The sequence below is a fragment of the Rhodococcus sp. IEGM1339 genome, from assembly GCF_050321925.1.
GTDB lineage: Bacteria > Actinomycetota > Actinomycetes > Mycobacteriales > Mycobacteriaceae > Rhodococcus > Rhodococcus pyridinivorans.
In genome coordinates this window covers 18265-44292 of sequence record NZ_JBNQFT010000011.1, presented here as the reverse complement: position 1 = coordinate 44292, position 26028 = coordinate 18265, and the positions used below count along the sequence as shown (strand labels likewise).

Genomic DNA, 26028 nt, shown 5'->3' with positions numbered 1-26028 from the left:
GGGTTGCAACTACGTTGCGAGCTGCCTGTCCAATCGGGTCAATGTGGCGTCGACCTGCGCGAAGCGGGGTGACCGGGGATCGATCGATGCCCGGTAGGCCGCCCAGGCGGTGATGTCCTCGCGGCCGTGGACGGACGCGGTCCATTGCGCGAGCAGATGCTCCTCGCCGCAGCGCAACAGCGCCGCCCGCACGCCCGAGCAGAGTTCGTCGCGGATCTCCTCGATGCCCGGCGCCACCGATCCGGGCAGGATCTCCTCGGTACAGAGGCGGACCGCCGAGGCCACGTCGCCGCGGTCGAGTGCGCGGCGCACGTCCGCGACATCGGTGTCTAGCGTGGTGAGCAGCCGATAGGGCCGCGATCCGAGGTGTTCGGCCCCGAGCACCTTGCGCAGGCGCGACATCTCGGCGCGGATGGTCACCGAGTCGAGTTCGTTCTCGTCGAGCAGCATCGCGAGCCTGTCGGAGCTCAGGCCTTCGGGGTGATCGGCGAGGATCAGCAGGATCTCGGCGTGCCGGCGGGACAGGCCGACGCGTTCGCCTCCGCGGTGCAGGGCGGGCCGCCCGGCGCCGATCGTCTCGATGCGCGGCGTCGCCGACGGGAACAACGGGCGGCCGCTCAGGGCATGCAACCGCAGTTCGGCCTCCGCCGCCGCGACCGTCGCGCGGACGAGTTGCAGGACCTCGGGCGCGGCGACGCGGTGCCCACCGGTGATGTCGATGGCACCGAGGACCCGGCCGCTGGTGGGGTCGTGCACGGGAGCGGCCGAACAACTCCATTCGTGCACCGTGCGGTTGAAATGCTCGGCGCCGAAGATCTGCACCGAATGATCCACGGCGAGAGCCGTTCCCGGAGCGTTCGTGCCGACGCGGTCCTCACTCCAGTCGGCCCCTTCGACGAAGCTCATCGACAGGGCGCGGTCGCGCGCGGCGTGATCGCCCTCGACCCACAGCAGCCGTCCCTGTCCGTCGGTGATGGCGACGAGCAGTCCACTGTCGTCGGCGTCCTCGACGAGGAGCTTGCGCACCACCGGGCGGATCAGCGACATGGGGTGGCCGGCGCGGTACTCCTCGAGGTCGTGCCCGGAGAGCAGTGCGGGTTGTTCGACGACGTCGGGATCGATGCCGCGCTGCAGGCTCCGGCTCCACGAGTCGCGGACCACCGAGCGCACCCCGTCGAGCCGATCCTTGCCGCGGGCGGAGACGAACGTGCCGTGCGCGCGCAGTACCGCACGTGCGTGCGCGGCCACGTCCGCTCCCGGGTCGAGTGCCACCCAGGGGTTGGTCGTCGCGATTCCACGATCCGTCATGTACCGGCGCCTCCTCCCCCGACACTGTAGTCGGGATCACACCGTGTGGGGCAGGGCATCCCTCGCGGTCGCGGCGATGCGGTGGGCGAGCATCACCGCGGTGGCGTGCAGCCCACGGCTGGGGACCTGCGGAAACACCGAGGTGTCGACGACGCTCAACCCCTCGATCCCGCGCACGCGGCACCACTCGTCGACCACGGCGTGCTCGTCGTCGCCCATCCGGCACGTGCCGGACAGGTGCAGGGACGTTCCGAGCCTGCCGCCGCGCGCGTCCACGCTGCCGGCCTCGACGACGCCGGTGGTCGCGGCGAGGAGGTCGGCGGCGAGCCGGACACCCTCCTCCAGAGCTTGCCGGTCGGCCGGGTCGGTCAGGTATCGATAGTCGAGCAGAGGTGGACGTCGCGGGTCACGTTCGTCGAGCACGATGCGTCCGCGACTGCGTGGGCGCGTCAGGACGACGCCGAGCACCGGATCGGCGACACCGCTGCCGGGGATCGCCGCACCGAATGCCGCGGTGTACGGGCGCAGTTCGAGGTTCTCGGTGTGCAGGACCGTCTCGAGCAGCAGCGTGTGCGACGGGAGGCCCGGGCGGAATCGGTACGGGACGGCGAACTCCGGATGGTCGGAGAAATCGCGGCCCACCCCGGGAAGGTCGTGCAGCGGATCGACGCCGAGCCGGCGCAGTTCGTCGGCCGGTCCGATCCCGGAGAGCATCAGCAACTGCGGGGACCTCACTGCGCCTGCGGCGACGATCACGTGTCCGGCCGAGATAGTTCGTGGTCCGTCGGGTCCGGCGATCTCGACACCCACCGCGCGACCGCCCGCCATCACGACTCGGGTCGCGCTCACCCCGCCGGCGACCGTCAGATTCGGCCGGTCCAGGACGGGTGCCAGGTACGCGAGGAACGGACCCACTCTCGTGCCGTCGCGCATGTTCGACGGAACCGCACCCACCCCGTCGGGTCCGGGAGCGTTGAGGTCGGCGACCGGTGCGAATCCCGCACTTTCGGAGGCGTCGACGAAGGCACGCGAGAGCGGATGCATCCGTTCGCGCGGCACCCTGGCGACCGGTATCGGGCCGGAACTTCCGTGCAGGTCGCCGGGGACATCCGTGTCGGTCTCGACGGCCCGGAAGGACGGCAGCACCTCCTCGTACGACCACGAGGCGGGCCACGACGCGAAGTCGTCCGGCCGCGCACGCACGAAGTACGCGCCGTTGACCGCGCCGGAGCCCCCGAGCACCCGGCCCCGCGTCACGGTCGCCTGGACGTCCGAGGTCAACCGTCCGGGAAAGTCCGCCGTCCACGGGCTCTCCGGACCAACCGGAAGGACGGCAGCGTCACGGATCTCGCGCGGAACAGCGGACGCCGACCCGAACGCCGTGCCCTCCTCGAGCAGCAGCACGGTGCGGTCCGGATCGTCGCTGAGCCCGGCGGCGAGAACGCAGCCACAACTTCCCCCGCCGACGATCACCACATCGGCGTGCGCCGGGATCATGTCACTTCCGGATGTCGGGTACGAGCGCGGCCGCCGTGCGGGCGTCGAGCGCACCCTTCCACAGCCCCGCGCCGTAGGCGAGGTCGTCGAGGCGCTTGTAGAGCAGGTACCGGACGGGATCGAGGCCGCCGCTCTCGCGGTGCGTCTTCCAGTCCCAGATGCCTTCGGCCACAGCGCAAGCCAGAACCGCCCGCCGAACCTTGCGGGAGAACACCGCTGCGACGACCGTGACCGGCCAGTAGTGCCGGCACACCGCCGACGCCACCTGCCACAGACCACCGGCGAATCCCTGGGCGGTGAGCAGCGCGGCGATGCGGTCGGGCCGGTCGAGTTCGGAGAACATCCGCCGCAACCGCACGAAGGTGACCACCTGGGTCAGCACCGCTGCGATCACCCCGACGCGGGTGAAGGTCGCGATCGCGACGCACGCGAGGAGCGTCCAGATCGACATCACCATCGGTGGGACGGAACCCGGATGCCGCTCGGCGAGCGGAGCCGCACCGGTTCCGTAGAATGCCTTGCGCGTCAACCACGTCCGGAAGCGGGTGCGATGGTCGTGCGCGACCCGCGAGATGGGCTCGTACCGCAACCGCCACCCCGAGGTCTGCAGTCGCCGGCACAGATCGACGTCCTCGGCCACGTGCATCGTCTCGTCGAAACCACCGCAGGCGACGAGCGCGTCGCGACGGACGAGCAGCGCCGCGCTCGGCACGTACGAGACGGGACCACCCGCGACCACAGCGGATTCCCGGCTGCCGAGGTCGAGCGACGAGCGTGCGTGCTCGTACTTCGCGAGCGCGCTGCTGTCGGGTTCGAGGGCCACGACGCGCGGCGCGACGAGTGCGACCGCAGGATCGGTGAAGTGCCCCAGTGATCGTTCGAGCCAGCCCAGCTGCGGCACCACATCGGAATCGAGGAAGGCGACGAATTCCGTTGCCACCTGCTGCAATCCGGTGTTGCGGGCCGCCGCCGGCCCGCGTGCGGTCTCGTGCCGGATCACCCGGACGCGACCACGTTCCGGCGCCTCGACCGGTTTCTCGGAACCGTCGTCGACGACCACGACCTCGTGCCCTTCGACAGCGGCGAGCAGACGGGCGAGGCCGGACGGATTGTCCTTGACCGGGACGACGACGGTGACGGCGGAACTCGGCGGCAGCTTCGTCGGCCGGGGGTTTCCGATGCCCGAGTCGAGCAGGCGTCGCGCGACCGCGGCGCTCTGCGCGTCCACCACCTCGACGAAGTCCTCGTCGATCATCGCTACGGCGGCGGGGGCAAGTGTGAGCATGCGCGTGGGCGATCCTCCGACGAGGACGCGTCCTCCGGCGAAGCTGCGCACCCGCGCGTCGATGCGCACACCGAAACCGTCGGGGAGCCGGGTCGCCGAGGGCTGCGCCGCCTCCGGGGACGTCGCCTGTGGAGTGATCGCCCGACTCACCGAAGCCTTCCTTCCGTTCCCGGCTGCCACCGGGCGACCTGTGCACTCGCCCGCTCGACCAGACTCGCGAACAGGCGCGCGCCGAGTTCTGCGGTGGCCTCGGTGGGGTCTCCCAGCACTCCGTTCGCGGACACCGAGACGATACCGGCTTCGCGCAGTCGTGGCATCAGTGCTCCGATCGGTTCCGTTGCGCCGACCGCGGCCCGCGTCATGTCGACCGCCCCGGGCGCCAGGTGCAGCAGCAGACTCGTCTCGGTGGCACCGGCGTGGGCATCGGATCCGGGCACCGCGCACGGAAGCCAGGCAGCGTCGCGGCCTTCGTATCGCAGGAGGCTCACCGCCTCGATCAGCGGATAGGCGTTGCCGCCGTGCCCGTTGACGAAGACGACCCGCTTCGCCCATCGGCACACCGACCTGCCGTATTCGACGATCAGCGCCTTCGTCACCTCGGCTCCGATCGAGACGGTGCCGGCGAAACCTTCGTGTTCTCCGCTGGCTCCGTAGGGCAGGGGTGGCGCGAGGACCACCTCGGGCAGCTCGGCGGCGACAGCAGTCGCGATCCGGGTGTCGGTGTCGAGGGGAAGGTGTGGGCCGTGTTGTTCGAACGCACCGGTCGGGACGGCCACCGTCACCCGGTCGGGTTCGATGTCCGTCCAACAGGCGTCGGCGAGCTCCCGCATCACCGCTCCGATGCTAAGGGTTTCGCGGGCGTGCACGAAACCCGGAGGTCTCGGTGGGTCCGCCCGGACGCCGAGATCCGGTCGGTACGCTTTCCCGGTGCTGATCGAACCTCGTCCGCTGGACGATCCGGACGTGCAGGACCTCATCGGCGAGGTCCAACTCGAATACGTGCGGAGGTACGGCGGACCCGACGACACCGAACTGGCCCCGCACGAATTCGAACCGCCACGCGGGGTGTTCCTCCTGGCGGTGGCCGACGGGGTTCCGGCCGGGATCGGCGGCTGGCGTGCACCGGAGCATGCTCATCGAGGGGTGCGCGACGGTGATGCCGAGATCAAGCGGATGTACGTGCGGGCGAGCATGCGGCGCCGCGGTGTGGCGGAACGGGTGCTGGGTGCGCTGGAGCGGACGGCGACCGATGCCGGTCGCCGTCGCATGATTCTCGAGACGGGCAGCGAGCAACCCGAGGCGATCGCGTTGTACGCGAAGGCCGGGTACGTACCGATGACGGAGCGCTTCGGGCTCTACGCGGAATCACCGACGGCGATGTACTACTGCAAGGAACTGCCCCCGATCCGTCCGGCGACCGACGACGACCTGCCGGTGCTGCAGGAGATCGAACGCGCGGCGGGCAAGCCCTTCGCCGAGATCGGGATGGCGTTCGTCGCCGACGACGATCCTCCGTCCGTCGAGGAGTTGCGCGCTCACCGGGACGCGGGCCGCTGCTGGGCGTGGTTCGACGAGCAGGGACGAGCGGTCGCGTATCTCGTGGCCGACCTCGTCGACGACGGCGTTCACATCGAGCAGGTGTCGGTGCATCCCGATCACGCGCGTCGCGGGATCGGCCGCGAGCTGATCGACCACGTCGCGGGGTGGGCGCGGGACGCCGGGTTCGGATCGCTGACGCTGACCACCTACCGCGACGTGCCGTGGAACGGCCCGTACTACGCGCGTCTCGGCTTCCGCACGGTCGCGGACGATGCCCTCTCCCCTGGTCTCACCCGGATCCGCGTGGAGGAACGGAAGCACGGCCTCGACCGTTGGCCGCGCACCGTCATGCGCCGCGGGCTGGAGGCGTAGGAGCCAGGTCCCTGGCGGCCCGATCCCCCTCGACGATCGCGGCGTGCAGGCGGCGTGGCGTCACCGCGTCGCCCACACGGATCACTCTCGTGCCGGATGCCGAAAGCTCCTGCCACAGCTCGTCGACGGGATCCTGATGGGTGGCGACGACGACCGCGTCCACCGCGAGCGTCGTCTGCTCACCGGTCGCGTGGTGGACCAGGGTGACCTCGGCGCCGTCCGGCAGGTCCACGACACCGCCGACGGCGACGCCGGTGAGTCGCTCGATCCGCTTGTCGTGGGCGCGGCGCAACCAGCCGTCGAGCTCGAGCGTCAGGCCGAGGTCCTGGCCCACGAGCATTCCCGGCGTGCACACCGTCACTGCACATCCCCGGTCCGCCAGCAGTTCGGCGACCGACGTCGCCTGGTGGAAACCGAGATCGTCGACGACGAGGACCCGGCCGGAGGGTGCGGTGCGACCGGTGAGCACATCGCGCACATCGCTCACCCGTGCGGACGATCCCGCCCAGGCGGGCCGGTGCGGGCGCGCGCCCGTCGCGACGACCACGACGTCGGGCGCGAGCGCGTGCAGCGTCGCGGCATCGGCGGTCACACCGGTACGCACCTCCACTCCCCTGCGGCGGCACTCGGCGTCGAGGTGGGTCACCGCACCGAGCAGTTCGGCACGGTGCGGGGCTGCAGCCGCCTCACGGATCTGGCCGCCGGTGCAGCGGTTCCGTTCGAGCAAGGTGACCGACTGTCCTTCTCCGGCAGCCGTTACCGCCGCCTGCAGGCCCGCGGGTCCGCCGCCGACGATGACGACCCGGTGCGGTACGGCGGGCGCGGCAGGAGCGTCGGATTCGTACCCGGCCTGGGGATTGACCGCGCACGCGATGGGACGGTTGAGCCCGACCCGTCCGATGCATTCCTGATTGCAGCCGATGCACGGCCGAATCTCGTCGTCGCGTCCGGAGAGGGTCTTGTTCGCGAACTCCGGGTCGGCGATCTGCGCGCGCACGGCGCCGACCAGATCGCATACTCCGTCGGCGAGCGCGGCACCGATCTGTTCGGGTCGGGTGAAGCGCCCGACCCCGACGACCGGCAGCGACACCGCCGCCCGGATCGCGTCGGGGACGAACAGGGAATAACCGTGCGGGGTGGACATCGGCGCTTCGACCAGATGCAGCGTCTCGGTCGCGACGCCCACGGACGTGTTGAGGTAGTCGACGTCGCTGCTCGCCTCGAGCATCCGCGCGACCTGCACGGCGTCGTCGATACCGACACCGCCGTCGGTGCCGTCGTGACCCGTCAGTCGCACGCCCACGACACGGTCGCGCCCGACGGCCGCCCGTACCGCGGACACGACCTCGAGCAGCAGACGGGCCCGCCCGGCGAGATCCCCGCCGTAGCGGTCCGTGCGACGGTTCGTCACGGATGCGAGAGAAGCGCGCAGGACGGATGCCTGGGAGCACTGGATCTCGACTCCGTCGAAGCCGCCCTCGGCACAGCGGCGGGCGACGTCCGCGTAGCCCGCGACGAGTACGGCGATGTCGGATTCCGTCATCGCGCGCGGGACCTCGCGGAAGAGCGGGTCGGGTTCGGGACTCGGCGCCCACAACGGTTGCCCCGTGTACATCGAGGTCCCCTGCGCGCCGTTGTGGTTGAGCTGCGCGAGGATCCGCGTGCCGTGTCGGTGGACGGCGTCGGTGAGGCGGCGGTAACCGGTGACGATGTCCGGGTCCCAGCCCCGGATCAGTTTCTCGTAGGGTCGGTCCGAGGGGTGCACGGTGTGCTCCTCGGTGACGATCATCGACGCGCCGCCTCGTGCTCTGGCTTCGTAGTACGCGATGTGGCGGTCGGTGACGGTGCCGTCGACCGAGAAGTTGGTCAGGTGCGCCGGGAAGACGATGCGGTTGCGCAGGGTGACCGGACCGATCCGCAACGACGCGTGCGGAACGGTGCCGGTCGCCGTGCGCGTCACCGTCAGACCTTCGAGTTGCCCTGGTCGATGGCCATCTGGCTGCCGGTGATCGTGGAGGCCCGATCGCTCGCGAGGAACAACACGGTCTCCGAGATGTCGTCGGGGTCGGCCACAGGCTTCTCGGTGAGGATGGGGACGAAGTTCGGTCCCCACGACGGGTTCTTCTCGAACAGCTTCAGGACGCTGACGTCGGTGCCCATCGGGGTGTTCACGCCGTAGGGGTGGATGGAGTTGACCCGGATACGGTACGGGCCGAGTTCCTTCGCCGCTGCCTGCGTGACACCGACGAGGCCGAATTTCGCTGCCGCGTAGTTGATCTGGCCTGGCATCGCCTTGAGGCCCGCCACCGAGCTGACGACGATGATCGATCCGCCGTTCCCGGCCTCGATCATCGCGGGGGCAGCGGCCTTGAGGGTCTTGAAGACACCGGTGAGGTTGATGTCGATCAGCTCTTCGAACTGGTCGTCGGGCATTTCCCAGAAGCGGTTCCAGCTGCAGATGCCGGCATTGGCGACCACCACGTCGAGTCGCCCGAACTGGGCGACGCCCTCGTCGACGACGGCCTTCAGTGCGGCACTGTCGCGCACGTCCGCGACACGGGCGAGGATCTTCCCGCCGGCCTCCTCCACGAGGCGGACCGTCTCGTGGAAGTCGTCCTCGGTGGCCTGCTCGTAGGTCACGTACTCCGATACCGGGGCCGCGATGTCGACGCCGATGACGGACGCGCCCTCGCGCGCGAACCGGATGGCGTGGTTGCGGCCCTGCCCGCGCGCGATCCCGGTGATGAAGACGACCTTGCCGTCGAAATCTCCCATGTCGGCCCTTCCGTAGACCCAAATTAGAACGCGTTTCAGTGTGCCCCACGTTACAGCGCCGTGGCCACCCGGTATCCCTCTCGGACGGCCTCGCGCACGGTCCTCGGGGCCACCTGGTCGCCGATCGACCGCGATCCCGGCCACTCGGACACTTCTGCCGGTAACGGGGGTGCGCAGTCGACCAGGACAGCGTCCGCCACCGGCGTGGATTCCCCGGACACCCGGTCGACGAGCACGACGCCGTCGGCATCGACCGAACCGACCCGGCACCCGAGATGTCTCGCCACGCCCGCCCGCTGCATGCGGACGTCGAAGGCGACGAGGTCCCCCGTCGGCGCAAGTCGTGATCCGGCGACCGGGTCACCCGTCGCATAGTGGACCTCCGCGCCGCGCTCCACGAGACGGTCGACGACGGCACTCGCCACCGGACCACCCGTCGGATCCCACACGACCATCCGGGACGCAGGCGGCCGAATCCCCGACAGCACCTCCGCGGCGGTCGCGTACCGCTCGGGCTCGGTCACCGGAAAGGAGGGTGGACGTGGAAACCCGCCGGTGGCCTGCACGACCTCCGTACCCGCAGCGAGCGCACTCTCGATGTCGGCAGCGCTCACTTCCGTGCCGGTACGGATGTCGACGCCGGACTCCAGGCACTGCTGTTCGAGCCAGTCGACGAGCGCAGCGAAGTCGGGCCGGCCACCGCGCGAGACGGCGGCGATCGTCCCACCGACCCGTTCGTCCGCCTCGACCAGGACGACACGGTGACCGCGCGTCGCTGCCACGCGCGCTGCTTCCAGACCGGCGGGTCCAGCACCCACCACGAGTACGTCGCGTGCGGAGTCCACCGGTCCGGGAGAGTTCCGTGTCTCGTCGCCGGCCTCCGGGTTCGCGATGCACCCCACGATCGGGTTGTGGAAGTCGTCGACGAGGCACGCCTGGTTGCAGCGCACGCAGGGACGCGGCCGACGACCGCGACGGACGGCGATGACGAGGTCGGGGTCGGCGATCTGCGCGCGGGTCATCTCGACCAGGTCACACGCACCGTCGGAGAGGGCCCGCTGCGCGTGGCCGGCGTCGACGATGCTGCCCTGCAGAGCGATCGGGACCGATCCGGAGATCTCGTCCCGGATGCGGCGGCACAGGTCGTCGTTGAATCCGGCGGGGACATGTGCGTCGGGCCGATACGACTCGGGTGAGAACAATCCACCGCGCACCACGGTGAGCAGGTCGACCGATGATGCGATCGCGCGGACGTATCCGGCGGCGATGTCGGGTGTGATGCCCGCCCACGGCGCGTTCTCGTCGCACGAGAGTCTCAGTGCAACAATGTGATCCGAGCCGATTCGCGCGCGAACGGCGGCGATCGCCTCACGCAGCAGCCGCAGGCGTTCGGTGCCGTATGCGTCGTCTCGACGGTTGGTCAGCCCAGAGAGGAACTGCCGCAGCAGCGAGGTCGGTCCGGCGTCGAGTTCCACTCCGTCGAGACCCGCTTCCGCGGCGACGACGGCAGCACGGGCGAAGGACTCGACGAGCTCGGCGATTTCACGCTCGGTCGCCTCGGCAGGCAGTTCGCGTGTCACCGGATCCGGCACGCGCGAGGGTGCCCACAGCGGTGCCCGGGTCCACGCGCTCGAACCCTGCAGGCCGCGATGACCGAGGCCGGTGAGCACGAGTGTGCCATGCGGACGGCAGGCCTCGACGATCCGCCGGTAGCCGTCCCCACAGTACTCGGCCAGCGGTGCGCGTTCGTAAGGGTGGTCGGACGGGTGCACCGACGCCGTCTCCGTGACGACGATCCCGCACCCACCCTGCGCACGTCGCGCGTAGTACGCGACGTGACGGTCCGAGAACGACCGGCCGTCACCGAGATTGGTGACGTGCGGACCGAAGATCACCCTCGACGGAGCGGTGCGTCCGGCGAGGGTGATCGGTTCGGTGAGCGCGGGGCTCATGTCGTCGGTTCGGTCAGATGCCGAGATCGCGGCGGAAGCCGTCCGGCACGAAGACGTCGTCGGGGGTGAGCTCGTGGATCGAGTTCTTGCCCAGACCCATGAGGGCGGAACCGATTCCGCCGGAAAGGATGTCGAGGACGTTCTCCACGCCTGCCTGACCGTTCGCGGCCAGACCCCACAGGTACGCGCGGCCGATGAGCACGGCCCTGGCGCCGAGCGCGATCGCCTTGACGACGTCGCTGCCGCGGCGGATACCGCCGTCGAGCAGCACCTCGACGTCCTTGCCCACCGCTTCGGCGATCGCCGGCAGGGCCCGGATCGGCGCCGGGGTGCCGTCGAGGTTGTTGCCACCGTGGTTGGACACCGAGATGGCGGTGACCCCGGCATCGACGGCGCGCTTGGCGTCGTCGACGCGCATGACGCCCTTGAGCATGAACGGTGCATCGCCCCACTGCTCACGCAGCCACGCGACGTCCTCCCAGGTGGGCAGGGGCGTGGTCATCCACTCGCCGTAGGCGCCGAAGAAGGTCGGGGCCTGGCCGTCCGGCGGTGTGAGGTTGGGGGTGGTCAGATCCGGCACGGCACCGGTCTTCGCCCATTCGAGGAGCCACTTGGGCCGGGTGATGCCCTCGGGGGCGAACTTGACCATCGCCTCGAGGTTCATCCGCTCCGGGATGGCGGGGCTGCCCCAGTCTCGACCGTTGGAGAACGACCAGTCCAGGGTCATGATCAGACCCTTCGCGCCCGCAGCGCGGGCACGTTCCATGCGTTGGATCAGCGTGTCGCGGCTGCCGACCCAGTACATCTGGAAGAAGGTCTTGTCGTTGACCGCCGCGACTTCCTCGATGGACTTGCTCGCGAACGACGACAGACCCATCGCGGTGCCGCGGGCGGCGGCCGCGCGGGCCACGGCGACCTCACCGTCCGGGTGCACGGCCTGCACACCGGTCGGCGAGATCATCACGGGCAGGGACACATCCTGTCCCATGATGGTCGTAGACATCTCCCGCTTGTCCGACAGTCCCGCGACGTGCGGGGCGAACCCGAGTTCGCGGAAGGCGGTGGTGTTGTCGTCGGCCGTGATGCCGGCCTCGGATCCGGCGACGAGTGCGCCGTAGACGGACTTGGGCAGGCGTTTCCGGGCGCGCTGCTGTGCGATTGCGACGGTCTCGAACCATGGGTCCTGGGCCCACGGATTCTTCAACCAGGAAAGCTTGGCCATCGTCGGTCGTCTCCTCGGAAGGTCTAGAGCCCTGCGAGCGGATTCTCGTCGCAGAACTTGGCGGGGGGCTTGGTGAGCAGGGTCAGCGGTACCGGTGCGGACGGGGTGCGCCGTTCGGCGCGCTTGCCGGTGCGCGAGTGGTCGACGCTCGACTGCGGCACGGTGCGCTCGGCTTCGAGCGCGGACTGCCCGTAGCCCTGCACGCACTCGGGATCGGGTCCGTCCATCGGCAGGCCGGTGAAGAACTTCGCGGCCATACAGCCGCCGCGGCACGCGTCGAAGAAGTTGCACGAGCCGCACGCACCGGCGGACTGCGGTTCGCGCAGTTCGCGGAACAGCTCGGAGTTCTTCCACACCGACGCGAAACCACCGTCGGTGAGGATGTTTCCGGCGTGGAAGTTCTCGTGGATCGCGAACGGGCACGCGTAGACGTCGCCGACCGGGTCGATCAGGCACACCACGCGTCCCGCACCGCACAGGTTCAGTCCGGGCAGCGAGCCGCCGCCCTCGCCGCCGAAGGCGGACAGGTGGAAGAACGAGTCGCCGGTGAGCACGCCCTCGCCGTGGGCGACGAGCCAGTCGTAGAGCTGCCGCTGCTGCTCGTGGGTGGGATGCAGGTCGTCCCACACGTCCACGGCGCGGCCGGACGGGCGCAGTCGCGTGATGCGCAGGGTCGCCCCGTAACGGTCGGCGAGAGCCTTGAATTCGTCGAGCTGGTCGACATTCTGGCGGGTGACGACGACGGAGATCTTCGCGTCGCGGAAGCCCGCCTCGGACAGGTTCTCCAGGGCACGCACGGCCATCGCGAACGAACCCGGCCCGCGCACGGCGTCGTTGACCTCGGCGGTGGCGCCGTCGAGGGAGATCTGCACGTCGACATAGTCGGAGGCGGCCAGCCGGGCGGCGACCTTCTTGTCGATGCGCACACCGTTGGTCGAGAACTTCACGCCCACCTGGTGTTCGGTGGCGTAGTCGACGAGTTCCCAGAAATCGGATCGCACGGTGGGTTCGCCGCCGCCGATGTTGACGTAGAAGACCTGCATGCGCTGCAGCTCGTCGATGATCGCCTTGCACTGTTCGGTCGACAGTTCACGCGGGTCGCGCTTGCCCGACGAGGACAGGCAGTGCACACATGAAAGGTTGCAGGCGTAGGTGAGCTCCCAGGTCAGGCAGATCGGGGCGTCGAGGCCCTTCTCGAACTGGTCGACGAGGCGACCGACCTTCGGTGGGGCGGAGGTTGTGGGCGGTTCGAGCAGCGAGGTCATGGGCTGGTCCTTACAGACGTCAGACAGGAACGATCATGTGCGAATCGGCCAGGGTGCCCAGGGCACGCACGTAGGGCCGCTCGGCGTTCTCGTCGATCCCGTGCGCTCGCAACGCGTCTCGCACCGACCCGTGGTCGCCGAGGGATCGGACGACGTCGACGATGACGGTGTTCTTCAGGAACGACAACTTGCGGGTGCCGAAGTGGTAGAGCAACGCCCCGAACGGCTCGGGGCGAAGCGCTACCTGCGGGTGGAGCCGCCAGCCGGCACCCGGATCGAACATCTCGGTGTCCGTTGCTGTCTCGGTGTCCATTGCCAGGGGGGACACGTCGGTGGCTCCGGGCGCGGTCATGTCAGTACACGCCGCACATGCCGTCGATGGAGACCTCTTCGACGAGGGACTCCTCGATCAGATCGGATTCGATCACGGCGTTGTCACGATCGGACATGTTTCCTCCTCGGTTTCTTCTCCTGGATCGGAGCCGGTCGTCACAGTGGGACTTGCGCTGTGAGACAGTTCACCACTGTAATGGCATCGAGTGCAGAATGTCACGCCTTCGGGAGGAAGAATGACGCGTAGTCGCGGGAAACCGTCCGCTCGGATAGGTCGCCGCCCGTCCACCACGAAGGAGGAACTCGCCGCAATCGGCATCGAGCTGTTCATGGAGGCGGGCTTCGACGAGACGAGCATCGACGACATCGCCGAGGCGGCCGACATCGCGCGACGCACCTTCTTCCGCTACTTCCCGTCGAAGAACGAGGTGGCCTGGGGAAACTTCGACGAACACCTCGCCGGCATGCGCGCGAGCCTCGAAACGATCCCCGAGGACGTTCCGCTCTCGGAAGCGCTGACCACCGCCCTGCACGACTTCAACACCTTCCCCGACAGTGAGGCCGAACGACACCGCGCGCGGATGGGTCTCATCCTGCACACGCCCGCGCTGCAGGGCTATTCGTCGGTGATGTACCAGGGCTGGAGACGTGTCGTCGCCGAGTTCGTCGCCCGTCGCATCGGGGCCGATCCCGACGACCACATCCCCCGCACCGTCGGCTATCTGCTGCTCGGTGTCGCGATCTCCGCCTACGAGGCGTGGCTCGACGAACCCGGATCGGATCTGCACGACTTACTGGCCACCGGGATGGGGACACTGACGGCCGGTCTCGACTACAGTGACCCGCACTCCCCTTCCACACCGCCCCCTTCCACACCTCCGAAAAAGGTTGCGAAACAATGACCCTGCTCGATTCGCTCGCTCCCTGCAGCCCGGGCCGGTGGACACACGATCACGTGACGGTCGAACGCGTACCCGCCGGGCCGCTGAACGTCCGGCGCGAGGACGACCGACTCCACGTCACGCATTCCCTCACGGCCGAGCAGATCAGCGAGCGACTCGTCGCCGAGGTCACCGCCTCGATCCAGGACATCGAGTTCGGTCAGGACGAGTTCGAGCTGACGATGGTGGGACTCGTCCGCTCCACGGTGCCCGGCGCCCTCGACTCGTGGGTCACCTACTACCGCAACTCGCTCGGCGAACTGCTCGACGGTACAGCCGATTTCGCGCCCATCCATAATCGGGCCGCCGAACTCGTGCGTGGGAGCGTGCTCGACCTGGGGTCGTGTTTCGGCTTCCTGCCGCTGCGGCTCGCCGCCGCCGGCACCACCGTCACCGCCACCGACATCCTGCCCGGCACGATGCGCCTGCTCGATGCGGTCGCACCGCGGCTCGGGCTGCACGTCGACACGCTCGTGTGCGACGCGGCGAACGTCCCGGTGCCCGACGGCAGCGCCGACACAGTCACCGCGATCCACCTGCTCGAGCACGTCGACGACGCCCTCGGTGCCACGATCCTCGCCGAGGCGCTGCGGATCGCCCGGCAGCGGGTGGTGGTCGCGGTGCCGTTCGAGGACGAGGCGACGGCCTGCCACGGACACGTGCGCACCTTCGACCTGCCCGCACTCGAGGAACTGGGCCGCAGTACGGGGCGTCCCTTCGAGGTGTTCGAACACCACGGTGGGTGGCTCGTCATCGGGTGATCCACCCGGGCCATCCGCCTGCCCGCCCATCCGTTTCCCGTCCGGCGACGAATACCCGGTGTGGACGGAAGGAGGTGGCGTGATGGACCACATCGTCGAGAGCCACTTCGGCTGGACGACTCGTCGCGTCGTCCTTCCCCGCCCCGGCGCATCGCGGGACATGTCGTGCGGAGTGGTGACGGACTGTCGGCCGCTCCCCCAGCGACCGGACGTGCGGCTGCTCGTCTTCCACGACGATGCGGACGACTCCGACTACGACGCCGTGGCGATCGGAAAGACCGAGGGCGCGAACGACATTCCGGTACTGACCACCGTCGAGGAGTGTCTGCTCGTCACCGCGACCCGGCCCGGCTCCGGTCCCGCGATCGTGCTCGCCGCGCCGCCGGGTGAGGACGAGGGCCGACGGGTCCGGGAGATCACCCGGCAGCTTCTCCGAGGCGGACCGCTACTGCGCCTGATCCTGTATACCGGCGCACTGTCGGTACTCGTGCCATTGCACTCGCCTGCTCCGACCGGACGCTGACGCGGTGTGGACGTCGGGTCCGTACCCGCCAGTCCCCCGTCGCCGTATTTGCGGACGCGGCCACGCTCGTCGCGGACACCGAACGCGAAACCGTTGGCCGTCGCCGCGTGGCTCGACGACTGGGGTGCGGCCTACAGCAGCAAGCTCACCGCGCAGAGCTGAGCCGCGGAAGGGGCCGGCCGTCAGATCAGCCCCTGCTTGCTGGCGGCGTAGACCGCCTCGGCCCGGCGGCTCACCCCGAGCTTGCGCATGATGTTGCTGACGTGGAACTTCACGGTGGTGGCCGAGATGAAAAGCTGCTCACCGATCTTCACGTTCGACATGCCGGCGGCGAGAAGCTTCAGCACCTCGAGTTCGCGGCCGGTCAACTGTTCGGCGGATGTGCCCTGCCCGTTGAGCGAACGCACGACCGCCGCCGCGCTGCGCGAGTCGAAGGCGCTCTCACCGCGAGAGACCGCCCGGATGGCGCGCACCAGTTCGGTGGTGTCGACGTCCTTGACGACGTAACCACGCGCGCCCGCGTGCACCGCCCGCACGACGAGTTGTTCGTCGAGGAAGGTGGTGAGCACGAGCAGACCGATGCCCGGGTGCGCCGAGGACAGCCGCCCGCACAATCCCAGTCCCTCGAAGTCCGACCCGGCCGAGAGCTTGAGATCGAGCAGCACGATGTCGGGGCGCATGCGGTCGACGAGCGCGAGCGCCTCCACGTCCGTCGAGGCCTCCCCCACCACTTCGAGATCCGGTTCGCGATCGAGGATCGAGCGGAGTCCCTGACGGAGGATCGCGTGGTCGTCGACGAGTGCGATGCGCACCGTGCCGGGCCGCGCCCGCGGGGTCATCCGAGGCGGCGTGACGGTCATGACGGTTCTCCCACCTGTTGAGCTACAGCATTGTCCTGCAACGGGATACGGGCCGCGATTCGCACTCCACCGAACCGGGAACGACGCACCTCGAGGGTGCCACCGAGTTCGCGGGCGCGGGCCTGCATGTTCGCGAGACCGCGATGGCTCCCGTCGAGGTCGTTGGCGGCGAGTCGCAGCATCACCCGCAGACGCGCCGGGTCGCCGTCGCCGTCGTCAGCGACCGACAGCAGGACCGCATCGCGTCCATAACTGAGCCGCAGCACCACGCGACTCGCGTTGGCGTGCACCGCCGCGTTGAACAACGCTTCGCCGGCGATCCGGAGCAGGGCGTGCTCGGCCTCGCCGCTCAACTCGACCGGTGTGCCACCCATTCTCGTCTTGACCTCGAGTTCGCCCGGCATGTGGGCCACGCTGAGCTGTTCGAGCATCTCCGGCAACGACATCCGTTCGGAATCGGACGGTCGGTTCAGCGCGTAGATCGCGGATCGCAACTGCTCGACGGCACCGCGGGTGAGTTCCTTGGCGAGGTCGAGTCGTTCGCTGCGTTCGGCGTCGGGAATGTCGCTGCGGCACACCTCGATCTGCATGCCCGCCGAGAGCACGGCCTGCGTGACGCTGTCGTGGAGCTCGCGCGCGATGCGGTGGCGTTCCTCGTCGAGCGCCTGGTTCCGGTGGGCGACGCCCAGCTGCCGCTGCGTGAGAGCGAGTTTCTTCAGGGTCGCTTCGAGTTCCTCGTTGCGTGCCTGCAGATCGGCGGCGGAGCGGTTCGCTTCGCGGTAGGCCTGCTCGGCGCGTTCGAGCAGGAGTTGTCCGCGTTGGTAGAGCGCGGAGTTCTGCAGCGCGACCGCGGTCTGGCTGGCGAGGATCGACAGAACGGCGCGGTCGGTGGTGTCGAGGACGCGGCGGTCCGGCGTCCACGCGGCGATGGCACCGGCGACTCCCCCGTCCAGGACGATGGGCACGAACGCGTGGTGGTTCTCGACCAGCTCGCGACGTTCGACGGCACCGGTGCGCACGGCGTCGAGCAGGGCCACGACCTCGTCGGGAAGGGGCGGCCCCTCGACGTTGTCGACGAGGAAGGGGGTGGCGTCGGGACCGAGCACGAGCCTGCGCGGCCCGGCATCGGGCAGGACACCGTCGGCGAGCGCGAAGGCCACCCACGTCGCGCTCAGGTGCGCGCGGGCGGCTTCGGCGACGGCGCAGATGAGCGTCTCCGGCCCCTCGACCGTGCGCACCAGCGCCCGGGAGATCAACTCGAGTGCGTGGACGACGCGTTCGAGTCGTTCGGCGGCACCGCGGTACTGCGAATAGAAGGTCGACTTCCCGGAGCGGAGTCCGGTCAGTGCCGACAGGTCGGGAGCACTCACAGCGCCGTCCGGAACAACTCGATCATCTGGGCGCGGGTCGCGGTGCGCGGATTCGTCGACATGCACGCGTCGCGCAGGGCTCCCTCGGCGAGTCGCGGCAGGTCCTCCTCGCGCACACCGAGTTGGCGCAGCCCGCGAGGCACACCCACCTGACGAGCGAGAGCGTCGATGCGCGCCGCGACGGCCTCGACGGCCTCGGGCGCGGGACCGCGCGCCTCCTCCAGACCGAGGGTCGCGGCGACCTGGACGAACGGCTCGGGATCGTCGGCGCCGTTGAACCGGATGACGTGCGGCAGCAGCACCCCGTTGATGACCCCGTGCGGCAGATCGAGCAGACCGCCGACCTGATGGCTCATCGCGTGGGCGGCGCCGAGGATGGCGTTGGTGAACGCGAGTCCGGCCTCGAGACTCGCCTGCGCCATGGTGGCGCGAGCGGGCATGTAGGTCGGGTCGTCGATGGTGCGCACGAGCGTGCCGGTGACCATGCCGACCGCGCGCAGCGCGTGATGGTCGGTGAGGGGGTTGTGGGCGCGGGAGACGAAGGCCTCGATGCCGTGCGTGAGGGCGTCGAGTCCGGTGGCGGCGTTGAGATCGGCGGGCATGGTGGTGAGCAACCGCGGATCGATCACCGTGAGGTCGGGGACGAGCGACCGGCCGATGATGGTGATCTTGCTGCCGCGCGCGGTGTCGGTGACCACGCAGAACTGGGAGACGTCGGCTCCCGTCCCGGACGTCGACGGCACCATGACCATCGGCGGGATGGGCAGCGGCGCGCGGTCGACACCTTCGTAGTCGAGGATGTTGCCGCCGTTGGCGGCCAGGATCGCGACGCCCTTCGCGGCGTCGATCACCGAGCCACCGCCCAGCGCGACGAGGACGTCGCAGCCCCGCAACCGGTACAGCTCGTGACCGGCGGCGACCTCGTGGTCCTTCGGATTGGGGGTGAGCCCGGCCCATACCGTGGCTTCGACGCCCTGGTCGCGCAGATGTCCGAGGAGTTCGTCGACCCAACCGGCCTCGATCAGTCCCGGATCGGTGACGAGCATCGGGCGGACACCGCCGAGCCGGACGGCGGCATGGGCCGCTTCGACGAGTGAGCCCTCCCCGAAGACGATCTCGGGGGCGTGGAACTTGACCAGGGCCGGCCCCGAAGCGGGGTGGTCGTCCCGAGGGGTCGCGGAAGCGCGGGGATGGGTCGTGTTCTGGTGTCCCGGCATGACGACGGCCACTGTTCACTCCTGACGATCCGCGCACCTGTGTGATCCAGCTTACGGCGCACGGGTTGTCGGGCGGGGCGGGCACGGGGCGCACCGGACCGATGGCGAGGGTCGGCACCTATCCGACAGGGTAGGTCACGGGTGGGGGTCGGCGCTCGACGGATCTCCGCTACGGCCTGCGCCGATACGTCGCCGGCCCCAGACAAGCCTGCCCCGGTCGGTCACTGCCCGCCGGTATCGCCCATCACGGCACCCTCGCGGCGGGGGTCGGCGCCCCCGACCCATCCCTGCCCCTGGCGCAGCAGCGCGCTCAGCCCACTGGACTGCGGGGCGACGGACACCTCGTGGCCCATGTCGCGGAGCTGCTGCACGAGCGGATCGTTCGCTCCGTCGTCGGCGCCGTCGATCGCCGGGTGTTCGCCGCCGACCCCGGTGACGGGGGTGTTCGCGGCACCGAACGACACGGCCGAGACGGCCTGCTGCGGGTCGAGTCCCCAGTCGAGGGTGTTCACGAGTGTCTTGACGACGAACTGGATGATCACCGAGCCGCCCGGCGACCCGACCACCATCCGGATGTCGCCGCGACCGCCGTCGGGTGTGCGTTCGAAGACGAGCGTCGGGGCCATCGAGCTGCGCGGCCGCTTGCCGGGTTCGACGCGGTTGGCGACGGGCAGTCCCTCGTCGTCGACCGGTTCGGCCGAGAAATCCGTGAGCTGGTTGTTGAGCAGGAAGCCGTCGGTCATGTGGAACGAACCGAAGGCCGACTCGATCGTGGTCGTCATCGACGCGACGTTGCCGTAGCTGTCCGCGACCGAGATGTGGCTGGTGCCGTGCTCGAGGCTCTGCGGCGGCATGCCGAGCGGGACCGGACCGAAGTCGCCGGGCTGCGCCTCGCCCATGCTCTTGCCGGGGTCGATCAGTCCTGCACGCTCGGACAGGTAGTCCGGGTTCACCAGGGTCTCGAGCGAGCCGCCCGGCAGGGGCACGAAATCGGCATCGGCGACGTACTTGTCGCGATCGGCGTAGGCGAGTCGTTCGGCCTCGGAGATCAGGTGCACCGCATCCGCGTCGGGGACGCCGCCGTCGGCGTCGACATCACCCGGCGGCAGCGACGCGAGGTCGAAGTTGTCGAGGATGCCGAGCGTCGCGGCGACCGCCATGCCACCCGAGGACGGGTTGGGCATGCCGCAGATCTCGTACTCGCGGTAGGGGGTGCACAGCGGCTGCCGTTCCTTCGCCTCGTAGGCGGCGAGATCCTCGAGGGTCATGGTTCCGGGTGTACGCCCGCCGGAATCGGTGCCGGTGGACTCGACGATGCCGGCCGCGATGTCACCGGTGTAGAAGACGTCGGCACCGTCGGTGGCGATCGCCGAGAGTGTCTTGGCCATGGCCGGATTCGTGAGGGTCTCACCCGCGGCCTTGGGTGAGCCGTCGGCCTGCAGGAAGTAGGCGCGGGCCTCGTCGTCGACGGCGAGCTGCTCGGCGGAATCGGCGATCGACTGCGCCAGACGGTCGCTGATCACGATGCCCTGATCGGCGAGATCGATGGCGGGGCGGAACAACTCGTTCCAGGCGGCGTTCCCGTGCTCCGCGTGGACGGTTTCGAGCATCCGCACGACGCCGGGCACGCCGATCGAGCGGCCGCTCGCACGCGCGTCGGGGCGGGGTTCGGTGCGGTCGGTGTCGCTGATCCAGCGCAGGTAGTTCTCGGTCGCGGACATCGGTGCCGTCTCGCGGCCGTCGTATGCCTTCACCTCACCGGACTCGGCGTCGTAGTACACCAAGAACGCTCCGCCACCGATACCCGACGACTGGGGTTCGACGAGACCGAGGACCATCTGGGCGGCGACGAGCGCGTCGGCCGCGGTCCCGCCGTCGCGCAGGACCTCGCATGCCGCTTCGGTGGAGACGGGATTGGCCGTCGACACGGCGAAGGAGGAGGTGGTCACCGCGGTCATGCCGGTGCGGTAACCGGTCGCGATCTCGGGGTTCGTGGAGATGTCGCGATCCCCGGTCTCCGCCGGCTGCGTGTCGGTGATCGGGGTGCCGTTCGGTTCTGCGGTGCAGGTCGCGGCTGCCGCGGTCTCCTGCACGTCGGCCGCGCCGTCGGATTCCGTATCGCCCGACGCGGACGTGCACGCGCCGAGGAGGGCGATCGAGACGGTCGCGGCGAAGGCCGCGCGGACACCGGGCCGGGCTCTCGAGGGCAGGACCATTCACTGACCGTAGCCGGGCGCGTGAGTGCCCGTAGGGAATTCGACCGCGATCCGTTTGCGCACGCGCGACGCCCAGCGCCGGCCCGTCCACCTGAAGCCCGCACGGCTGGAGATGCTGACCTCCTGGATCGACCGCTACCGGTTGGTGAAGGAACAGCAGTTCCGCGGTCTCGACGCCGTCGCGCAGTGGCTCGGCCCGCGCGGCCTGGAGATGAAGATCGAGGAGTACGACCTCCGCACCGGCGGTTCGTACCGCTACGAACACTCCGACGACAGCGGCAGCTACCGCTTCGCGAGTGTCTTCCATACCGTCCGCGAGAACGAGTTCATCGTCCAGACCTTCGAATATCTCGGGTTCCCTGATGTGGTGAGCCTCGAGACGCTCACCTTCGTCGACCTCGGGAACGTCCCTGCAAGCTGGTCGGCCATTCCGTGTACCCGAGACAGGAGGCCCGCGACGGCATGGCGGAAGCGGGTATGGAGACCGGCCTGACCGAGGGCTTGGAACGACTCGAGGAACTGCTGGCCGGGTCCGCGACGCGGTGAGCGCCGTTCACCGCAGGGCGTGGCCGAGTTCGGCGGCGCGCGCGAGCAGTTGCGCGCCGTCGCGGGCGACGACCACCTCGTCGCACAGTTCGGCGTAGTCGGGCATCGCGCAGGTCGCCTGCGGCCAGTACCGCTCGGGCTCGGGCGTGATCCACGCGAGGCGGTGCACGCGACGACGGAGTTCCTCGAGCCGATCGACACGCGGGGGCAGACCGTTGCAGCGCCCGTCCCCCACGACCAGCACCGACGTTCGGCCGTCGATCGATCCGGAATGTTCGGTGAGCAGTTCGTCGAACATCCTGCCGTAGTCGCTGCTCGCTTCGAGATCGACTGCGGGATGGGCGAGTACGGCCGCCAGTGCACCGTCGCCGTCGGCGGCGAGCAACTGTGTCGTCACGTCCACCGGACGATCGACGAAGGCGACCACCCGGCACCGGTGCGCCCGTCCGTGCATCGCCTGGGCGAGCCGGAGTGTGAACGCGGTGATCGGACGGACCGACAGCGAGACGTCGGCGAGGACGAGCAGCCGCACCCGGTCGGGGCGGGGCGCGCGGACGACGAGCCGGAACGGCACCCCGTCGGTCCGCATCCCCGCTCGGGCGGTCCTGCGCATGTCGAGCCGCCCGCGGGTCCGCTCACGCGGATGGGGCCGGACCGGTCCGCGCATGCGACGCAGCACCTCGTGGCACGCGAGTTCGATCTCGGCGCGATCGATGCCGGCGGTGTCGTGCGATTCGGGTGCCTCGACACCTTCGGTCCCCGGCGCCACGGCGGCGAGCGAAGCCACGAACGCCTCGACCGCATCCACGAGGCGCGCGAGCTGGGATGCGGAGAGAGGTTCGTCGAGGACCTCTCCCCCGTAGGTGCGGTGCGGGTCGTAGGCGTCGAGCCACGCGAGGATCGACGCCGGGTCGTCCCACGACAACGATCCGACGACCGCGGCCCCCGGTTCCCCGGACAGATCACCCACCGTCGTGGTCGCGGCATTCTCGACGTCGACGGTGTAGGTGACGCCGCGACGGCCCGAGTCCGCATCCGTGTCCACCGACAGATCGGCGTCGGACGACGTCATCGACACATCGTCGTCGTCCTTGTGCGGGTTGAAACCCCTGCGGGCCTCCGGAGTGTCGAAGTGGTCGCCGACCTCGGCTGCACGTTCGTTGTACTCGGCGTAGCGCGCGACGCTCGGGTCGTCGCCGATCTCGAGTGCCGCCGGCAGGGACTCGGCGAACTGCGCGCGGGCGGGACCGCCGCCGCTCGTGGCGACGGCGGCGTCGACCGCACCGAACAACTCGTCGAAGGCGCGCTCGAAGCCGGCCCTCTCGTGCGGATACTTGGCGCACACCGCCCGCAGGCACGCGCGCAGCGAATCCCGCTCGCGGGCGGGGACCATGTCGAGCACCCGGCGCACCTCGATGCTCTCGGCGGGTGACGCCGCGACACCGTGGCGTCGCAGGAGCATGCCGAACACCGCCGCCACCACGTCGAGTACGTAGCGGGGGCGACGCTCGTCGAGCGCGGTCACCCGTCCCACTCGGGCTGCGTGCATCGCGGGGTCACCCCCGAAGTCCGCTGCCCGCGGCGTCGCGACCGCCACCACCGCGTCCCCGGAAGGCTGCGGTCGTGGTGTTCGCCGGGCGCGATGCGACCGTCACGCGTTCACGCGACGGAACAGGTTCGGGTGCACTCGCTTCGGACGCGCCCGGTTCGGACACCGCGGTTGCCGGTGCTGCACCGCCGAGCCGGGTCTTCGCGAGGTCGACGTCGCCGGTGTACTTGAGCAGCGTCGCCAGCAGCACGTCGCGCATGCCGCCCAGCGAATCCGGGTCGTCGGCGTCGTGTCCCATCACCGTCGCCGCACGTGCGGCGTCGATGACCTCCGAGATCGAGGGACTCTTGCGCAGCGGCAGATCGCGCAGGGTCCGGGACAGGTCGACGATCTGGTGAGCCGTTCCCGGGCGCACGTCCGGCACCCGCGCGGTGACGATCTCGCGTTCACGCTCGGGTGTCGGGTATCCGACGTGGTAGTGCAGGCAGCGACGCTTGAGCGCGGGTGACAACTCGCGAGTGTCGTTGGAGGTCAGGATCACCCACGGTGTGGACCGGGCCGTGAACGTGCCGACCTCGGGGATCGTCACCTGCCGTTCGGCGAGCACCTCGAGCAACAGTGCCTCCATGGATTCCTCGGTGCGGTCCACCTCGTCGACGAGCAGGACCACCGGCTCCTCCGAGAGCACGGCCTCGAGCAGCGGACGGACCGACAGGAAGGTCTCCGAGTACAGTCCGAAGTCCTGCTGCGCGAGGAACTTCGACGCGTCCGCGAGGTCGGCGCGACCGGCGAGCAGTTCGCCGATGCGGTCGCGCAGCATCTGCACATGCAGCAGCTGTTTGGCGTAGTCCCACTCGTAGAGGGCGCGGCTGTCGTCGAGCCCTTCGTAGCACTGCAGTCGAACCAGTTTCCGGCCGCCGACCGCGGCGAGCGCCTTGGCCAGTTCGGTCTTGCCGACCCCGGCGGGGCCTTCGAGCAGTAGGGGCCGCTCGAGTGCGGTGGCGAGGTGCACGACGGTCGCGAACTCGTCGTCGGCGATGTAGTCGTGCCGGCGCAGCGCATCCTTCAACTCGGCGCCCGAGGCGAACGGGGTCATCCGGGGTCTCCTTCTGTGGCGTGGTCGCAGCGGAGCAGGGCGCTCCCGGGGCGCAGGGGACGCCCCGGGAGCGCGGGTTCTCAGTAGGACCGGTTGATGCAGTGGTCGACGACCGGGATCATCGAGTCGACGGTGACCTCGCGGGGGTTGCCCGGGGTGCACCAGTCGTCCTGGATGTGCTCGGAGATCGCCCGGACGGTCTTCTCGTCGCCGCGGATCGCGTCTCCGCGACCCGCATACTTCTTGGTGTTCATCTGGTTCTTCTCGTACGAGTCGGTGCGCACCTGCCCGAAGTTGTCGGGGATGCCGACGTCCTTCGCGAGACGGATCGCCGCTTCGACGGCCGCGTCGGCGGCCTGGACGGTGGTCATATTGCGGGTGTCCACGCCCATCGCGGTGGCGATGCGGGCGTAACGCTCGTAGCGGGAGGGCAGGTTGTACTCCCACACGCGCGGCAGGGCGATGGCGTTGTTGAGGCCGTGGTGGCTGTCGAAGAAGGCCGAGACGGCGTGCGAGATGGAGTGCACGATGCCGAGGCCGCCGGAGTTGAAGGCCTGCGCGGCGATGTACTGGGCGTTCATCATGCCTTCGCGGGCCTTGAGGTTGCGCGGCTCGAAGACCGCTTCACGCAGGTGCTTCGCGACGAGCTCGATCGAGTACAGGGCGTTGCCGAGCGACGGGGCGAAGTCCAGCCGGGAGACGTACGGCTCGGAGCCGTGGGCGAGGACGTCGAAACCGCAGTAGGCGGTGAAGTGCTGGGGGCAGCTGTAGTAGAGCAGCGGGTCGTCGATCGCGAGGGTGACGATCGTGGCCTCGTCGAAGCCGACCCACTTGTGTGGGTGGTCCATGTCGGAGGTGTCGGTGATGACGTAGGCCCAGGACGTCTCGGAGCCGGTGCCGGCGGTCGTGGAGACGGCGATGTGCGGCGGGTTCTCCTTGTTGGTGGACTTCGCGAAGCCCTCGAACTCGTTGATGTTGCGGCCGTCGTGGGCGATCACGACGCGGGCGCCCTTCGCGGCGTCGTGGCTCGATCCGCCCCCGACGGAGATGATCGAGTCGCACTTCTCCTTCTGGTAGAGCGCCGCGGCCTCCATGACGTTGTAGTCCTTGGGGTTGGACTCGACCTTGTCGTAGAGGACGACCTCGACGCCCTGGTACTCGATCTTGCCGATGAGCTCCTCGATGATCCCCGATCCGCGCAGGCCGGTGGTCATCAGCAGGGCGCGCTTGAAGCCGAGGTTCTTCGCCTCGACGCCGAGGATGTCGTGGGCGCCGACACCCATCAGCGCGCGGGGGAAGGGGTGGAATTCCTTGATCGGGAAGTCCCAGATCTGATTGAGCTCGATTGCCATGGTGTATCTCCTCGCAGAGGGGGTGTACCGGATCGGGTGTGTGATGTGG

General features: G+C 69.4%; 23 protein-coding genes and 1 pseudogene. 6 read left to right on the top strand and 18 right to left on the bottom strand.

What is annotated here, in order from left to right; genetic code table 11:
• Positions 1 to 9: 9 nt before the first annotated feature.
• From ACQR3U_RS12755 to mftE, 4 genes are read right to left on the bottom strand one after another with little or no spacing between them, the layout of a single operon-like run.
• A complete protein-coding gene (locus ACQR3U_RS12755; RefSeq protein WP_024101641.1) occupies positions 10 to 1308 on the bottom strand; it encodes a helix-turn-helix domain-containing protein in 1299 nt (432 codons plus the stop codon).
• Between the two features lie 36 nt (positions 1309 to 1344).
• Positions 1345 to 2805: a mycofactocin dehydrogenase MftG gene (gene mftG / locus ACQR3U_RS12750; RefSeq protein WP_230811004.1), complete on the bottom strand. Its 1461-nt coding sequence runs from the start codon at positions 2803 to 2805 to the stop codon at positions 1345 to 1347.
• A gap of 1 nt (position 2806) precedes the next feature.
• Complete coding sequence (gene mftF, locus ACQR3U_RS12745; RefSeq protein ID WP_064060471.1) at positions 2807 to 4240, bottom strand: mycofactocin biosynthesis glycosyltransferase MftF; 1434 nt, start codon at positions 4238 to 4240, stop codon at positions 2807 to 2809.
• Positions 4237 to 4920, bottom strand: coding sequence for a mycofactocin biosynthesis peptidyl-dipeptidase MftE (mftE, locus tag ACQR3U_RS12740; RefSeq protein WP_006553536.1), 684 nt, complete (start codon positions 4918 to 4920; stop codon positions 4237 to 4239). The genes mftF and mftE overlap by 4 nt, the downstream gene beginning before the upstream one ends.
• 97 nt (positions 4921 to 5017) lie before the next feature.
• Here mftE and ACQR3U_RS12735 point away from each other — a divergent pair, with 97 nt between their 5' ends.
• Positions 5018 to 6001: a GNAT family N-acetyltransferase gene (locus ACQR3U_RS12735; protein WP_230811003.1), complete on the top strand. Its 984-nt coding sequence runs from the start codon at positions 5018 to 5020 to the stop codon at positions 5999 to 6001.
• On the opposite strand, the gene ACQR3U_RS12730 is transcribed toward ACQR3U_RS12735, so the two are convergent.
• From ACQR3U_RS12730 to mftA, 7 genes are read right to left on the bottom strand one after another with little or no spacing between them, the layout of a single operon-like run.
• The gene (locus ACQR3U_RS12730; protein ID WP_230811002.1) at positions 5976 to 7961 is read right to left on the bottom strand and encodes a mycofactocin system FadH/OYE family oxidoreductase 2; all 1986 of its coding nucleotides are present in this window, start codon (positions 7959 to 7961) and stop codon (positions 5976 to 5978) included. The two genes, ACQR3U_RS12735 and ACQR3U_RS12730, sit on opposite strands and share 26 nt — an antisense overlap.
• Before the next feature lie 2 nt (positions 7962 to 7963).
• Complete coding sequence (locus ACQR3U_RS12725) at positions 7964 to 8776, bottom strand: mycofactocin-coupled SDR family oxidoreductase (RefSeq protein WP_006553541.1); 813 nt, start codon at positions 8774 to 8776, stop codon at positions 7964 to 7966.
• 50 nt (positions 8777 to 8826) lie between these two features.
• Complete coding sequence (locus ACQR3U_RS12720) at positions 8827 to 10728, bottom strand: mycofactocin system FadH/OYE family oxidoreductase 1 (protein ID WP_230811001.1); 1902 nt, start codon at positions 10726 to 10728, stop codon at positions 8827 to 8829.
• A gap of 13 nt (positions 10729 to 10741) precedes the next feature.
• Positions 10742 to 11950, bottom strand: coding sequence for a pre-mycofactocin synthase MftD (gene mftD, locus ACQR3U_RS12715; RefSeq protein ID WP_230811000.1), 1209 nt, complete (start codon positions 11948 to 11950; stop codon positions 10742 to 10744).
• Between the two features lie 23 nt (positions 11951 to 11973).
• The gene (mftC, locus tag ACQR3U_RS12710) at positions 11974 to 13215 is read right to left on the bottom strand and encodes a mycofactocin radical SAM maturase (RefSeq protein ID WP_006553544.1); all 1242 of its coding nucleotides are present in this window, start codon (positions 13213 to 13215) and stop codon (positions 11974 to 11976) included.
• A gap of 19 nt (positions 13216 to 13234) precedes the next feature.
• Positions 13235 to 13528, bottom strand: a complete 294-nt coding sequence (mftB, locus tag ACQR3U_RS12705) for a mycofactocin biosynthesis chaperone MftB (protein ID WP_006553545.1) — start codon at positions 13526 to 13528, stop codon at positions 13235 to 13237.
• A gap of 40 nt (positions 13529 to 13568) precedes the next feature.
• Positions 13569 to 13664, bottom strand: a complete 96-nt coding sequence (gene mftA, locus ACQR3U_RS12700; RefSeq protein WP_006553546.1) for a mycofactocin precursor MftA — start codon at positions 13662 to 13664, stop codon at positions 13569 to 13571.
• A gap of 120 nt (positions 13665 to 13784) precedes the next feature.
• Here mftA and mftR point away from each other — a divergent pair, with 120 nt between their 5' ends.
• The 3 genes from mftR (at position 13785) to ACQR3U_RS12685 (ending at position 15773) form a co-directional block, all read left to right on the top strand.
• Positions 13785 to 14450, top strand: a complete 666-nt coding sequence (gene mftR, locus ACQR3U_RS12695; protein ID WP_019291266.1) for a mycofactocin system transcriptional regulator — start codon at positions 13785 to 13787, stop codon at positions 14448 to 14450.
• Positions 14447 to 15250 (top strand): mycofactocin oligosaccharide methyltransferase MftM, encoded by an 804-nt coding sequence (gene mftM, locus ACQR3U_RS12690; protein WP_006553548.1) that lies wholly within the window; start codon positions 14447 to 14449, stop codon positions 15248 to 15250. Before mftR ends, mftM begins: the two co-directional genes overlap by 4 nt.
• Before the next feature lie 82 nt (positions 15251 to 15332).
• On the top strand, positions 15333 to 15773 hold the full coding sequence (locus ACQR3U_RS12685) for a hypothetical protein (RefSeq protein WP_019291264.1): 441 nt from the start codon (positions 15333 to 15335) through the stop codon (positions 15771 to 15773).
• A 182-nt stretch (positions 15774 to 15955) separates the two neighbouring features.
• Here ACQR3U_RS12685 and ACQR3U_RS12680 read toward each other — a convergent pair whose 3' ends face one another.
• From ACQR3U_RS12680 to ggt, 4 genes are all read right to left on the bottom strand, one after another.
• Positions 15956 to 16633: a MadR family response regulator transcription factor gene (locus tag ACQR3U_RS12680; protein WP_006553550.1), complete on the bottom strand. Its 678-nt coding sequence runs from the start codon at positions 16631 to 16633 to the stop codon at positions 15956 to 15958.
• A complete protein-coding gene (locus tag ACQR3U_RS12675) occupies positions 16630 to 18003 on the bottom strand; it encodes a MadS family sensor histidine kinase (protein ID WP_019291263.1) in 1374 nt (457 codons plus the stop codon). Before ACQR3U_RS12675 ends, ACQR3U_RS12680 begins: the two co-directional genes overlap by 4 nt.
• Positions 18000 to 19232 carry an iron-containing alcohol dehydrogenase gene (locus ACQR3U_RS12670; protein ID WP_006553552.1) on the bottom strand — a complete coding sequence of 411 codons (1233 nt, stop codon included), beginning with the start codon at positions 19230 to 19232 and terminating at the stop codon, positions 18000 to 18002. Before ACQR3U_RS12670 ends, ACQR3U_RS12675 begins: the two co-directional genes overlap by 4 nt.
• A gap of 209 nt (positions 19233 to 19441) precedes the next feature.
• Positions 19442 to 21436 carry a gamma-glutamyltransferase gene (gene ggt / locus ACQR3U_RS12665; protein WP_230810999.1) on the bottom strand — a complete coding sequence of 665 codons (1995 nt, stop codon included), beginning with the start codon at positions 21434 to 21436 and terminating at the stop codon, positions 19442 to 19444.
• 58 nt (positions 21437 to 21494) lie between these two features.
• Here ggt and ACQR3U_RS12660 point away from each other — a divergent pair.
• Positions 21495 to 21614: pseudogene (locus tag ACQR3U_RS12660) on the top strand (transcriptional regulator); the annotation flags it as partial.
• A gap of 33 nt (positions 21615 to 21647) precedes the next feature.
• Positions 21648 to 21929 carry an SRPBCC domain-containing protein gene (locus ACQR3U_RS12655; protein WP_230811011.1) on the top strand — a complete coding sequence of 94 codons (282 nt, stop codon included), beginning with the start codon at positions 21648 to 21650 and terminating at the stop codon, positions 21927 to 21929.
• Positions 21930 to 21989: 60 nt separating this feature from the next.
• Here ACQR3U_RS12655 and madC read toward each other — a convergent pair whose 3' ends face one another.
• From madC to mdo, 3 genes are all read right to left on the bottom strand, one after another.
• Positions 21990 to 23531, bottom strand: coding sequence for a MadC family VWA domain-containing protein (madC, locus tag ACQR3U_RS12650; RefSeq protein WP_230810998.1), 1542 nt, complete (start codon positions 23529 to 23531; stop codon positions 21990 to 21992).
• A gap of 7 nt (positions 23532 to 23538) precedes the next feature.
• Positions 23539 to 24627, bottom strand: a complete 1089-nt coding sequence (locus tag ACQR3U_RS12645; protein WP_230810997.1) for a MadB family AAA-type ATPase — start codon at positions 24625 to 24627, stop codon at positions 23539 to 23541.
• Between the two features lie 80 nt (positions 24628 to 24707).
• Positions 24708 to 25979 carry an NDMA-dependent methanol dehydrogenase gene (gene mdo, locus ACQR3U_RS12640; RefSeq protein ID WP_019291259.1) on the bottom strand — a complete coding sequence of 424 codons (1272 nt, stop codon included), beginning with the start codon at positions 25977 to 25979 and terminating at the stop codon, positions 24708 to 24710.
• Between the last annotated feature and the right edge of the window lie 49 nt (positions 25980 to 26028).

Excerpts from the sequence above, each read along its gene's own strand:
- ACQR3U_RS12755 (WP_024101641.1), bottom strand. The coding sequence starts at position 1,308 with ATGACGGATCGTGGAATCGCGACGACCAACCCCTGGGTGGCACTCGAC.
- mftM (WP_006553548.1), top strand. The coding sequence starts at position 14,447 with ATGACCCTGCTCGATTCGCTCGCTCCCTGCAGCCCGGGCCGGTGGACA.
- mftE (WP_006553536.1), bottom strand. The coding sequence starts at position 4,920 with ATGCGGGAGCTCGCCGACGCCTGTTGGACGGACATCGAACCCGACCGG.
- ACQR3U_RS12720 (WP_230811001.1), bottom strand. The coding sequence starts at position 10,728 with ATGAGCCCCGCGCTCACCGAACCGATCACCCTCGCCGGACGCACCGCT.
- ACQR3U_RS12655 (WP_230811011.1), top strand. The coding sequence starts at position 21,648 with ATGAAGATCGAGGAGTACGACCTCCGCACCGGCGGTTCGTACCGCTAC.
- ggt (WP_230810999.1), bottom strand. The coding sequence starts at position 21,436 with ATGGTCCTGCCCTCGAGAGCCCGGCCCGGTGTCCGCGCGGCCTTCGCC.
- mftD (WP_230811000.1), bottom strand. The coding sequence starts at position 11,950 with ATGGCCAAGCTTTCCTGGTTGAAGAATCCGTGGGCCCAGGACCCATGG.
- mftG (WP_230811004.1), bottom strand. The coding sequence starts at position 2,805 with ATGATCCCGGCGCACGCCGATGTGGTGATCGTCGGCGGGGGAAGTTGT.
- mdo (WP_019291259.1), bottom strand. The coding sequence starts at position 25,979 with ATGGCAATCGAGCTCAATCAGATCTGGGACTTCCCGATCAAGGAATTC.
- mftB (WP_006553545.1), bottom strand. The coding sequence starts at position 13,528 with ATGGACACCGAGACAGCAACGGACACCGAGATGTTCGATCCGGGTGCC.
- ACQR3U_RS12725 (WP_006553541.1), bottom strand. The coding sequence starts at position 8,776 with ATGGGAGATTTCGACGGCAAGGTCGTCTTCATCACCGGGATCGCGCGC.
- mftC (WP_006553544.1), bottom strand. The coding sequence starts at position 13,215 with ATGACCTCGCTGCTCGAACCGCCCACAACCTCCGCCCCACCGAAGGTC.
- mftR (WP_019291266.1), top strand. The coding sequence starts at position 13,785 with ATGACGCGTAGTCGCGGGAAACCGTCCGCTCGGATAGGTCGCCGCCCG.
- ACQR3U_RS12680 (WP_006553550.1), bottom strand. The coding sequence starts at position 16,633 with ATGACCGTCACGCCGCCTCGGATGACCCCGCGGGCGCGGCCCGGCACG.
- ACQR3U_RS12685 (WP_019291264.1), top strand. The coding sequence starts at position 15,333 with ATGGACCACATCGTCGAGAGCCACTTCGGCTGGACGACTCGTCGCGTC.
- madC (WP_230810998.1), bottom strand. The coding sequence starts at position 23,531 with ATGCACGCAGCCCGAGTGGGACGGGTGACCGCGCTCGACGAGCGTCGC.
- ACQR3U_RS12645 (WP_230810997.1), bottom strand. The coding sequence starts at position 24,627 with ATGACCCCGTTCGCCTCGGGCGCCGAGTTGAAGGATGCGCTGCGCCGG.
- mftA (WP_006553546.1), bottom strand. The coding sequence starts at position 13,664 with ATGTCCGATCGTGACAACGCCGTGATCGAATCCGATCTGATCGAGGAG.